Origin of the sequence: Streptomyces sp. NPDC050422 (assembly GCF_044458665.1) — a bacterium.
Taxonomy (GTDB): domain Bacteria; phylum Actinomycetota; class Actinomycetes; order Streptomycetales; family Streptomycetaceae; genus Streptomyces.
The window spans coordinates 66912-78080 of sequence record NZ_JBITIE010000025.1 but is presented as its reverse complement, the minus strand read 5'-3'; the positions used below and the strand labels follow the sequence as shown (position 1 = coordinate 78080).

Here is an 11169-nt window from a genome sequence, read left to right as displayed (position 1 = left end):
CCGAAGGGGAGGCGGAGTCATGAACGAGACCTTGGTGACGCTGGTGGGGAACGCGGCGACCGGCGTGGAGTTCCGGGAGACCGCGAGCGGGGGAATGGCGCGATTCCGGTTCGCGGTGACGCCGCGGCGCTGGGACCGGGAGAAACAGCTCTGGACGGACGGGCACACCAGTTTCTACACCGTGTGGGCCTGGCGCACCCTGGCGTCGAACCTGACGGGTTCCGTGGCCGTGGGGGAGCCCCTGGTGGTGCACGGCAGGCTGAAGGTGCGTGAGGAGGAACGGGAGGGGCAGCGCCGCACCTTCGTGGACATCGAGGCGATGGCCGTGGGACACGATCTGACCCGGGGGACGTCGGCCTTCCGGCGCGTGGTCAGGGGTGAGCCCGCGCTGACGGCACGGGCCGGCACCCGGGCGGCGGACGAGCCGGACCGGTGGGCGGTGCGGGACCGTCCGGCGGAGCGCGAACACCCCGCGGACGAGGTGGAACCACGGGATGCGGAGCGTGAACCGGCAGCGGCCGGCCGGGCGGAAGCCCCTGTCACAAGGCGTCGGACGGCACGTCAGAAGGGCAGTCCGGAACTGGTGTCGGCGCCCTGAGGGACCGCCCGGTGGAGGAGGCGGGAATGCGTTCCGGCCCGAGTCCTGCCCTCCCACCGGGACGTTACCCGGGATAACGATTCCGATTCGGAATGGTTGTCGGACGGTATGACGGGGGACTGTGCTTCGCGCGGTCTTTAGGATTCCTCAGTACTCACAGGGCACTTGAGTCGGCTGGCGGGACATTCCCCACACGCGTATCGGACGCGAGGGTCTCGCCCGGAGGGGAATTCTGTGTTTTCTGCTTCTTCAGCGACCGTCTCGTCATCCACGACGACGGCCAACCCCCGACGGACCCGGGGCATAGCCCGGCTGGCTGCCTCGGTGGTGGCATCCGGCCTGGTCGTGGCCGGCGTCCTCACCGGCGCGGGCGGCGCGGTCGCCGACGAGGCACCCCCGCACCAGGGTGGCGCGACCGCGACCCTGGACGGGCTGAAGACGTTCGACAGCGCGGTCCTCCACACGGACGGCAAGAACCAGAAGCTGCCCGCGGGGCTCTTCGAGATGACGGTCGACGGCGGCGGCAAGTTCAAGACGTACTGCATCGACATCCACAACCCCACCCAGGACCAGGCGAAGTACCTGGAGACCCCCTGGAACCAGACCTCGCTCGGCACGAACAAGAACGCCGGCAGGATCCGCTGGATCCTGGAGCACTCCTACCCGAAGGCCGACGACCTCCAGGCACTCGCCGACACGGCAGGCACGGGCCCGCTCACCGAGCAGACGGCAGCGGCGGGCACCCAGGTCGCCATCTGGCGCTACTCGGACAACGCCGACGTCACCGCGTCCGACGCCCAGGCGGAGAAGCTCGCCGACTGGCTGCAGAAGTCCGCCACCGACACCGCCGAGCCCAAGGCGTCCCTCGCCCTGGACCCGGCCGCGGTGTCCGGCCGCTCCGGTCAGCGCGTCGGCCCGGTCACCGTGCGCACCAACGCCGGACAGGTCTCGGTGACCCCGCCCGCCGACTCCGCCAGTGGCGTCAGGATCACCGACAAGAAGGGAAAGGCCGTCACCACGGCCGCCAACGGCTCACAGCTCTACTTCGACATCCCGGCAGGCGCCGCCGACGGCTCCGCCTCCCTGACCGTCCAGGCCACCACCTCGGTCCCCGTCGGCCGGGCCTTCGCCGGTGCGACCAAGAGCCAGACCCAGATCCTGGCCGGGTCCAGCGAGTCCACGGTCTCCGCGAGCGCCACCGCGACATGGGCCGGCAAGGGCGCGATCCCGGCGGTCACCGCGAAGAAGAACTGTGCCAAGGGCGGCGTCGACGTCACCACGAGCAACAAGGGCGACGAGGCGTTCACGTACGAGCTGGCCGGGGCGGAGCACACCGTCGCGCCCGGCAAGTCCGAGACGGTGACGGTGCCGGTCGCCGAGGACCAGGCGTACGACGTCACGGTCACCGGACCGGCCGGATTCAGCCGCACGTTCAAGGGCGTCCTGGACTGCCTGATCACGGGCAACGACACCGACGGCCTCACCACCCAGACCGCCGAACAGCCCACCATCACCACCGCCACGGCCGGCGGCAGCACGGCCGGCGCCGAGGGCAACCTGGCCGAGACCGGCAGCTCCAACGCCACCCCGATCATCGCGGGCATCGCGATCGCCCTGGTCGTCATCGGCGGCGGCGCGGTCTTCTTCCTCCGCCGGCACAAGGACCAGGCCTCTTCCGGCGAGTGACGAACGCCCGGCGGACGGTCACGACGCCCTGATCACGGCCCCGGTACGGCTTCGGCCGGCCGGGGCCGTTGCGTGCCGCGGGCCGGGAGCATGACGTCCGCGAGTTGGGGATCACGGGCGCTCGAAGTACTGGAGCATCCCGCCGGCCGAGAAACAGAGTGCTCCCGTGAGGGTGCCCCAGTTGGCGATGCCGACGTTCACGACGCTTCCCGTCGCAGGACGGGTGAAGTCAGCCAGCGCCGCGGCCAGGAAGAGTACGGACCCGAGTTGATTGACAGAGACGACCCACCAGCCGAAATCGCGGGGTCGGATGCCTGGACGGCCATGACAGACCTCGACCAGGGCAAGGTGCCCCGAAAGAAGGAACAAGGTGCACCCGATCATGTCGGGGGCCCAGACCAGCTTGTCCACCTGCTGCGCCGAAAGCCCTTGCAGTAAGGAACTCAGGAGGTTGATGCCGAACACAAGCGTTCCCGCGAACAGCAGGAAGGTACTCAGCCAGTCGATCCGGCCGGGCTCGTAGCTCCACCATCTCCAGCGCCGAGCGGCAAGCGCCCCGATTCCGTCGTCCTGGTGAGGAGCGTTGACCGCTTGGAGGAGCGACACGTATCCGCCCACGTTGAAGAACAGGCCGCCGACGAAGTAGATCCAGGCGACCGTCGCACCACCTGTGCCGAATTGCGCCACCGCGGCCCCGTAGGCAAATAAGCCTCCACCAACCGCAAACGCACCGGCCGCAATGCCGTTCAGCCTGCGGAGACGGTGGACCGATACACGGTCCGCCTTTCGGGAGCGGGGCTCGGACGCGCCCGCTGCCCGCACGGTGAGCAGGCAGCGCTTGCGTGCCGGCCGCGACTCCCAGACCGCAGTGTCCCCATTGCTGAGATGCCAGGTCAGCCGTGTCGTGAACGGCCCCGCACCCTCGGCGACTCTCTCGATTCGACTCACTGCCTGACCCTAGCCCTTTTGGGGGTATTTAGGCCATATGTTGCTATGAGTGCCATCGGCGTGAAGGCGGGCGCCCTCTCGCTCGGGAGTGATCGACGGCGACAGCCAGTGACAGATCAGCTACGGGCGTGGACCGGCGTAGGCCCAGGTCACGGCCACCAGCCGATACGGGTTTCCGTCAAGAGGTAGCCGTCAGGCAAGATGGGGTGTATCTGCCCACTCATCGATTGCCGGACGGTTTCTCTTGGCTGAGTACATCTACACGATGCGCAAGACACGCAAGGCGCACGGCGACAAGGTCATCCTTGACGACGTGACGCTGAGCTTCCTGCCCGGCGCGAAGATCGGTGTGGTGGGTCCCAACGGTGCCGGTAAGTCCACGGTGCTGAAGATCATGGCGGGCCTGGAGCAGCCGTCCAACGGTGATGCCTTCCTGTCGCCCGGGTTCAGCGTCGGCATCCTCATGCAGGAACCCCACCTCGACGAGTCGAAGACCGTTCTGGAGAACGTCCAGGACGGCGCCGCCGAGATCATGGGCAAGCTGAAGCGCTTCAACGAGGTCGCCGAGCTCATGGCGACCGACTACTCCGACGCGCTCATGGACGAGATGGGCAAGCTTCAGGAGGACTTGGACCACGCCAACGCGTGGGACCTGGACGCTCAGCTGGAGCAGGCCATGGACGCGCTGGGCTGCCCGCCCGGTGACTGGGCCGTCACCAACCTCTCCGGTGGTGAGAAGCGCCGCGTCGCGCTCTGCAAGCTCCTCATCGAGGCGCCCGACCTGCTGCTGCTCGACGAGCCCACCAACCACCTCGACGCCGAGTCGGTGAACTGGCTGGAGCAGCACCTCTCGAAGTACGCGGGCGCCGTGGTCGCCGTGACCCACGACCGGTACTTCCTGAACAACGTCGCCGAGTGGATCCTCGAGCTCGACCGCGGCCGCGCCATTCCGTACGAGGGCAACTACTCCACGTACCTGGAGAAGAAGTCCACCCGCCTCAAGGTCGAGGGCCGCAAGGACGAGAAGCGGCAGAAGCGGCTCAAGGAAGAGCTGGAGTGGGTGCGGTCGAACGCCAAGGGGCGCCAGACCAAGTCCAAGGCGCGTCTCGCCCGGTACGAGGAGATGGCGGCCGAGGCGGACAAGATGCGGAAGCTGGACTTCGAGGAGATCCAGATTCCGCCGGGCCCGCGGCTCGGTTCCATCGTCGTCGAGGTCGAGAACCTCTCGAAGGCCTTCGGCGACAAGGTCCTCATCGACAACCTGTCGTTCACGCTGCCGCGCAACGGCATCGTCGGCATCATCGGTCCGAACGGTGCGGGCAAGACCACGCTGTTCAAGATGATCCAGGGCCTGGAGACGCCGGACTCCGGTGCCATCAAGGTCGGCGACACGGTCAAGATCTCTTACGTCGACCAGAGCCGCGCCAACATCGACCCGAAGAAGACGCTCTGGGCGGTCGTCTCGGACGAGCTGGACTACATCAACGTCGGCCAGGTCGAGATGCCGTCGCGGGCGTACGTCTCCGCGTTCGGCTTCAAGGGCCCGGACCAGCAGAAGCCGGCCGGTGTGCTCTCCGGTGGTGAGCGCAACCGCCTCAACCTGGCGCTGACGCTCAAGGAGGGCGGCAACCTGCTGCTCCTCGACGAGCCCACCAACGACCTCGACGTCGAGACCCTGTCGTCGCTCGAGAACGCGCTGCTGGAGTTCCCGGGTGCGGCCGTGGTCATCTCCCACGACCGTTGGTTCCTGGACCGGGTCGCCACGCACATCCTGGCGTACGAGGGCGACTCCAAGTGGTACTGGTTCGAGGGCAACTTCGAGTCGTACGAGAAGAACAAGGTCGAGCGTCTCGGTGCGGACGCCGCACGCCCGCACCGTGCCACGTACAAGAAGCTCACGCGAGGCTGATCGTCTTGGCTCGTCACATCTACAGCTGCCCGCTGCGCTGGTCGGACATGGATGCCTTCGGCCACGTGAACAACGTGGTCTTCCTCCGCTACCTGGAGGAGGCGCGCATCGACTTCATGTTCCGGCTGGCGCCGGGGGACGGCTCGCCGTCCTTCGCGGGCGGATCCGTCGTGGCCCGGCACGAGATCGACTACGTGCGCCCGCTGGTCCACCGGCACGCGCCGGTGACCGTCGAGTCGTGGGTCACGAAGATAGGTGCCGCCTCGCTCACGATCGCGTACGAGATCAAGGACCCGGATCAGGTGTACGTGCGGGCGTCGACCATCGTCGTCCCGTACGACCTGGCCGAGGAACGGCCCCGGCGGATCTCCGCGGAGGAGAAGCTCTTCCTCCAGCAGTACCTGGCCGAGGAGCCCGCTGCGGCATGACCGTGCCCGTGCAGTCCCTGCAGTTCGCCGACGCGAGGGAGGCCGCGGATCTCGCGGCCTTCCTCGGCCGGCTGCTCCACTACGACCGTGCCGCCGCCGTACGGCTGCAGGCGGGCGGCGGTGCGCTGGCCGTGTTCGGCCGGCCGCCGTCGTTCGAGGTGCTGGCTGTCCGGGCGGTACGGCTGGCGGACACGCATCAGTTCGACGTGACCGTGTCCGCCGGTGAGCTCCTCGAGTCCCTGGAGGAGTCGACCGGCTCCGGCGCCGTCCCCTCGCCGGTGACGGGGCCTCCCTGGACCGGTGTGCTGCCTCCGCGCGGCGGCTGGCAGGAGCGGCCGGGGCTGCCCGATCCTCCCGCCCTGCGTGCGGTACTGAACGACGCCGTCGCCGAGTTCCGTACGCGGGACGCGGCACTGCCCGAGGAGCGGCGCACCCGGGCGGAGCGGGATCTCATCGGGCGGGACATCTGGTCGCGGACCGTCGGCGCCACGGAGCTTCCGCTGCGCGCCGTGCACGCGGCACAGGCTCTCGGTTTCCTGCGTGCCGCGCCGGACTTCCCCGTGGCCCTGCTGGCCACGGGGGCCTGGCTGCGGCTGCGTACGCCTTACGGGGCGATCGCCCTGCGGCGGGCGGGTGCGGCCGGGGGCCTGGGGACGCTGGCTGTCTCGGTGAGCGGCTAGCCGCGTCACCAGCGCATGTGGACGTCCTCGGCCCAGCCCAGCAGGCGTTCCACGGCGATCTCCGTGCCGTCGTCGGTGCGGACCCGCCCGTCGTAGTACCCGAAGCACTGGTCGGTGCGGTTGTCGATCAGGCCGGTCTCCGTGCGCGTCGACCGGTTGTGGAACGGGGTGAACGTCAGGTCGACCTGGCCGGACGCCGGCGTACGGATGGTCCAGGGCGCGAGGAAGTCGGTCGTGGACCATCGCCAGTCCAGTTCCTCACCGATCTTGGTGAGTCGGCCGTCCACGCAGAGCCCGTTCTCGGTGGAGCCGGTGCCCGCCGTCCAGCGCCCGCCGAACTGCAGGCCCACCGTATGTCCGCCGGTGCGTCCGGACGCGGCGCCCCAGTTCCAGTCGACCGTGCGCGGCCAGCGGCCGCGGCCGTGGTCCAGGACGGCCCAGGTGTCGTCCCCGTCGAACTCCAGGTACTCGGTGCCGATCCGGACCCGGCCCGACGCGGGGAGCGCGGTGTGTTTGGAGGTGTACTGGAAGCGCTGGTCGCTCCAGGGGACGACGACCGACAGGGATTCGTGCTCCGGCGGGCGGGCGACCAGGAGGTCGACCTCCAGCGGCAGCCGCTCCGGGGTCAGGCAGCGGGCCCTCAGCCGGGTGCCGGCGTTCTCGTCGCGGATCTCGACGCGCACCTTGCCGCCGGACGGCCGCTCGGGGCCGACCACCACGTCCCGGGAGCCGGGGGCGCCCGCGATGCTGTCGGGGAGCTCGACGCCGAAGCCGCCGGGGATGATCGCCGTACGCTCCAACTCCAGCCCGCCCGGTGCGTATTCGAGCAGGTAGACGGTGTTCAGAGCGAGGAAGTCCAGGTCACTGACGGTCAGCGCCACCAGATGGGTGGGTGTCGTCACGCACCAGTACTCCCAGCGCTTCGTCCGGCCCCAGCCGCGCAGATTGGCGCGGTGCAGGGGCGTCCGCGACCAGCCGACCGCAGCCGGATCGAGAGTGCCGTCGGGCAGGCAGAGGTCGACCGGCTCGGTGATCTCGTGTTCGGACGTCGTCATGCGCGGATCCTATAGCGGGCCCCGGACCGTTCCCCGGCAGGCCTGCGGCGGGGCCCGAGGCGGGCCCTGGAGCCTATTCGGGCTCGGGCCCTGCGCCGTCCGGCCACACCCCGATGTGGTCCTGCTCCAGTTCCAGCATCACCCGGTGCTCCATGCCCAGCGCCTCCGTGTAGTCCGCGGGCAGTTGCAGCCGGCCAGCGCGGTCGAGCATCGCGTACTCGCGCGCCACCTGGGACTCCTGGCCCGTCGCCGCGTCGACCTCCGTACGGCGCAGCACCTCGAAGGACGTGCGGCCGTCCCGGATGGCGACCGTGCGGCGGACCTCGTTCGCGACCGCCTGGTCGTGGGTGACGATCACGATCGTCGTGCCGAGCTCCTCGTTCGCGCGGCGGAAGGCGGCGAAGACCTGTTCGCCGGTGGCCGAGTCCAGCTCCCCGGTCGGCTCGTCGGCGAGGAGTACCGAGGGCGAGTTGGCCAGCGAGACCGCGATCGCCACCCGCTGCTGCTGACCGCCCGACATCTGGTGCGGGCGCCGGTCGCGGCAGTCTGCCACCTCCAGCATCGTCAGCAACGACTCCGCGCGTGCGGTGCGTTCGCGAGTGCGGCCGCGGCCGCGCAGCTGCATCGGCAGCGTGACGTTCTGGATCGCTGTCAGGTAGGGGAGCAGGTTGCGGGAGGTCTGCTGCCAGACGAATCCGACGACGTCCCGGCGGTAGCGGAGCCGTTCCTTCTGTCCCATGGAGAGGAGGTCGAAGCCCGCGACCCTTGCGGCCCCCGCCGTGGGTTCGTCCAGGCCCGCCAGGATGTTCATCAAGGTCGACTTGCCGCTGCCGGACGCCCCGACCAGGGCCAGCAACTCGCCCTCGGTGACCAGGAGATCGAGTCCCTGAAGGGCCTGTACCTCCACCCCGTCCGTGGTGAAGATGCGGACCAGCCGGTCGCAGGCGATCAGTGCGTCGTGCCCGTAGGAGGGCCGGTCCCGGCGGGCGGCGGCCCGTTGCTCGAGTTCCGCCAGCGTGGCATCGGTCGACGGTGTCGTCATCGGGAGTCTCCTGCCCTGAGTTCGGTGATCGATCCGCGGCGCCCCGCCCACCAGGCCTGCACGCCGGCCACCCCCGCGGCGAGGACGACCACGCCCAGCGCCGGGAGGGCCAGCGACCACGGATCGGTCCGCAGCGGTGCGGTGGCCGGCCGGCCGGAGCCGGGACCGGCCGCGAGTGCGAGGCGCATCAGATCGATGCCCGGTGCCAGCAGCGCGATGGCCGCCCAGCCGACGAGGAGCCCGCCGCCGGCGGCGAGCAGCGCCTGCGGCATGGCCTCGAAGGCGAGGAGGCGGCCGCCCTGCCGGGAGGTGAGGCCCATGGTGCGCAACCGGGCCAGCAGCGTCATGCGTTCGGGGGCGGTCTGCAGCAGCGAGAGGAGGACGGCGAGCAGGGCGTAGCCCGCGCCGGCCGCGATCGCCGCCGTGTAGATCCGTTCGGCCCCGGTCTGCATCGGGGTGTCGACGTACGTGGCACGCTCCTCGGCGCGCATCTGTACGGTGAAGCTCCCGCCCGGGGCGCGGGCGGCGGTGCGCAGCGCCTCGGCGTCCAGTCGGTCGCCGGTGAGCAGCAGCGCGGTGGTCTGCCGATGGGTGAGCGAGGCGGAGTTCACGATGATGAACGAGGTGTCGCTGACGGCGGGTGTACGCGCCACCGTCCCCGCCACCCGCACCTTGAAGTCCCCGGCCATCGACTCCAGCTCACGCGGCCGGTCACCGAGCCGCTCGGCGACGGACGGCGAGACGAGGACCGGCAGCACCTGGTCCTTCGACGGCATCGTTCCCTTCGGCGTCGCCGGCCCGGTCGCCTTCAGCCGGTCGGCCGGGAAGGCACCGATGCCGGTGGAGCGGGACAGCCTGGCGTACGTGACCGGGTCGACGCCGATCAGGGTGGCCCCCTTGGAGTCCACGAAGCCGGCATCGGGCATCGGCAGCGCGACCCCGTACTCGATCTGCACGCGGGCCGTGTCCCGTACACCGTCTGTCTCGCGCACCGCACGGACCACACGGTCCGGCAGGGGGATGGAGTCGGCCTGGCCGCTGATCCGGGCATCGGCGCCGATGGCGCGCACCGCCGCGTCGTCCCGGGCGTCCGCGACGCCGGCGAGTACCGAACCGCCGAAGGCCGCCGTCGTCAGCGCGACCAGCAGTGCGAGCAGGGGCAGGGTGCCGGCCGCCGAGGAGCGCCCGGCGCGGGCCAGCGACAGGAAGCCGACCGCACCGCGCAGCCGGGCCACGGAACGCAGCGCGAGCCGCAGCGGCAGCGGGTAGAGCCGGACGAGGACCACGGCCGCGATCAGCCCGACCAGCACCGGGGCCGCGCTGATCAGCAGGTCCGTGCCGCCGTCGCTGTCCGTACCGCGCCGGCGCAGCGCGGCGACGGCGCCGACGGCCAGGACCAGCAGGGTGAGTTCGGCGACGGTACGCCGACGCGACGGCCGGGCGGCCACCAGGTCGTCGCGTCCGCCGTGCAACTGCGGGGTGCGGTGCAGCAGCGTCGTCCGCAGCGGAAGTGCGACGCAGACCAGGACGACGACCGCGGCGGCGCCGGCCACCGCGGGCCACGGCCGGGCCTCGCCGACCGCCAGGAGCGCGAGCAGCAGACCCAGCGCCCCGGCGGGCACGGCCCCTGCCGCGGTCTCGGCCAGCAGGCGCCCGCCGATGCCGGGCAGGGATCCGCCGCGGGCCCGCAGCAGGGCCAGTTCGGTGTGGCGGCGGCCGGCCATCAGACCGCCCGTCATCAGCAGGACGACGGCCGCGACGGCTCCGATCCCGACGGCGGCGACCGTGACGACCGGCTCGATCGCGCCGCGCATCCCGTCGTACGCCGTCAGGATCTCGTCCAGATCGGTCGTCAACGCGACCTCGCCACCCGCCACCGCGCGCATCTTCAGCAGCTCCGGGCCGCCCTCCATGGAGGCCACAGCGGTTCGCAGCCGCGGTGCGTCGAGCGCGGTGAGCCGCGAACCGTCGGGCGCGATCCGCCAGTACACCTCCGGCTGCCCGATGGTGGAGAGCAGGGCCGGCGCGGCGTCCGGCGGGAGCAGCAGCGCGGCGGCCCAGTAGTAGCGCGGATCATCCTGGCTGGGCTTGGGCTTGTGCTGGAGGACCAGGGACGGCGTACGGAGCAGGGGTTCGGCCGACCAGTAGGAGGCCTCGGGCTCCCGGGGCGTGACGATCCCGGTGATCCGTACGGTCAGCGCCTCACCGCCGTGGGTCGGGACGGAGACCGTCGCGCCGGGCTTGATCCGCAGCGCCTTCGCGGTCTGCTCGGTGACGGCGGCCTCGACCTCCCTGGTGGTGAGGGAGACCGTGCCGTGGACGGCCGGCCACTTCCCCGTGCGCAGAATGGAGTGTTCGGGCAGCGCGGACTGGGTGGCGTACGTCAGCTGGGGGTCGAGGCCGTAGGGGCGGGGGAACCACGGCTCGCTCGCCGTGATCGAGTCCGAGGTCCGCACCCCGTACGCGGACTGGGAGGCGTCGGCCCGTACCGGGTCGGGCAGCCCGGCCAGGAGCCGGTGTTGCGCGGACTCCAGGGTGTTCTCGCGCACCGCGGACTCGCGGGCCGCGTCGGGCAGTTCCAGGCCGGGCTGGGGTCCGGTCAGTTCCAGGACGCTGCGTGTGGGGGCTGCGGCGGCGAGGTCGTGGCGCAGCCCCTGGTTCTCGTAGCTGTCGACGGCCCGGGGGAAGGCCGCTGCGAGGAAGGCCGTCACCATCACCAGCAGCGCGAACGCGCAGGCGGCACCGGGGGCCGTCCGCAGCCGGGTGCGGACCCAGGGGGCGCAGGCGGGTGCGGCACGGGGGGCTCTCGATCGCGGGCTCATG

9 protein-coding genes are annotated in these 11169 nt (G+C 70.9%); 5 read left to right on the top strand and 4 right to left on the bottom strand.

What is annotated here, in order from left to right; translation table 11 throughout:
- The first annotated feature begins 19 nt into the window (after nt 1-19).
- Together ACIBJG_RS32845 and ACIBJG_RS32840 are read left to right on the top strand one after the other, a co-directional pair.
- Complete coding sequence (locus tag ACIBJG_RS32845) at nt 20-598, top strand: single-stranded DNA-binding protein (RefSeq protein WP_399313138.1); 579 nt, start codon at nt 20-22, stop codon at nt 596-598.
- A gap of 234 nt (nt 599-832) precedes the next feature.
- Nucleotides 833-2284 carry an LAETG motif-containing sortase-dependent surface protein gene (locus ACIBJG_RS32840; RefSeq protein WP_399313137.1) on the top strand — a complete coding sequence of 484 codons (1452 nt, stop codon included), beginning with the start codon at nt 833-835 and terminating at the stop codon, nt 2282-2284.
- A gap of 111 nt (nt 2285-2395) precedes the next feature.
- On the opposite strand, the gene ACIBJG_RS32835 is transcribed toward ACIBJG_RS32840, so the two are convergent.
- The gene (locus tag ACIBJG_RS32835; protein WP_399313135.1) at nt 2396-3232 is read right to left on the bottom strand and encodes a hypothetical protein; all 837 of its coding nucleotides are present in this window, start codon (nt 3230-3232) and stop codon (nt 2396-2398) included.
- 244 nt (nt 3233-3476) lie between these two features.
- Here ACIBJG_RS32835 and ettA point away from each other — a divergent pair, with 244 nt between their 5' ends.
- Genes ettA through ACIBJG_RS32820 form a run of 3 tightly spaced genes read left to right on the top strand, consistent with a single transcriptional unit; the run spans nt 3477 to nt 6249 of the window.
- A complete protein-coding gene (gene ettA, locus ACIBJG_RS32830; protein WP_399313132.1) occupies nt 3477-5141 on the top strand; it encodes an energy-dependent translational throttle protein EttA in 1665 nt (554 codons plus the stop codon).
- A 5-nt stretch (nt 5142-5146) separates the two neighbouring features.
- A complete protein-coding gene (locus ACIBJG_RS32825) occupies nt 5147-5569 on the top strand; it encodes an acyl-CoA thioesterase (protein WP_399313130.1) in 423 nt (140 codons plus the stop codon).
- Nucleotides 5566-6249 (top strand): hypothetical protein, encoded by a 684-nt coding sequence (locus ACIBJG_RS32820; protein ID WP_399313128.1) that lies wholly within the window; start codon nt 5566-5568, stop codon nt 6247-6249. Before ACIBJG_RS32825 ends, ACIBJG_RS32820 begins: the two co-directional genes overlap by 4 nt.
- Before the next feature lie 5 nt (nt 6250-6254).
- Here ACIBJG_RS32820 and ACIBJG_RS32815 read toward each other — a convergent pair whose 3' ends face one another.
- The 3 genes from ACIBJG_RS32815 to ACIBJG_RS32805 form a co-directional block, all read right to left on the bottom strand.
- Nucleotides 6255-7304, bottom strand: a complete 1050-nt coding sequence (locus tag ACIBJG_RS32815) for a DUF2804 domain-containing protein (RefSeq protein WP_399313126.1) — start codon at nt 7302-7304, stop codon at nt 6255-6257.
- 73 nt (nt 7305-7377) lie between these two features.
- The gene (locus ACIBJG_RS32810) at nt 7378-8346 is read right to left on the bottom strand and encodes an ABC transporter ATP-binding protein (RefSeq protein ID WP_399313124.1); all 969 of its coding nucleotides are present in this window, start codon (nt 8344-8346) and stop codon (nt 7378-7380) included.
- A complete protein-coding gene (locus ACIBJG_RS32805; protein ID WP_399313122.1) occupies nt 8343-11168 on the bottom strand; it encodes an FtsX-like permease family protein in 2826 nt (941 codons plus the stop codon). Before ACIBJG_RS32805 ends, ACIBJG_RS32810 begins: the two co-directional genes overlap by 4 nt.
- Nucleotide 11169: the final 1 nt, after the last annotated feature.

Coding starts and splice junctions, on each gene's coding strand:
- ACIBJG_RS32820 (WP_399313128.1), top strand. CDS start 5,566: ATGACCGTGCCCGTGCAGTCCCTGCAGTTCGCCGACGCGAGGGAGGCC.
- ACIBJG_RS32815 (WP_399313126.1), bottom strand. CDS start 7,304: ATGACGACGTCCGAACACGAGATCACCGAGCCGGTCGACCTCTGCCTG.
- ACIBJG_RS32810 (WP_399313124.1), bottom strand. CDS start 8,346: ATGACGACACCGTCGACCGATGCCACGCTGGCGGAACTCGAGCAACGG.
- ACIBJG_RS32805 (WP_399313122.1), bottom strand. CDS start 11,168: ATGAGCCCGCGATCGAGAGCCCCCCGTGCCGCACCCGCCTGCGCCCCC.
- ACIBJG_RS32845 (WP_399313138.1), top strand. CDS start 20: ATGAACGAGACCTTGGTGACGCTGGTGGGGAACGCGGCGACCGGCGTG.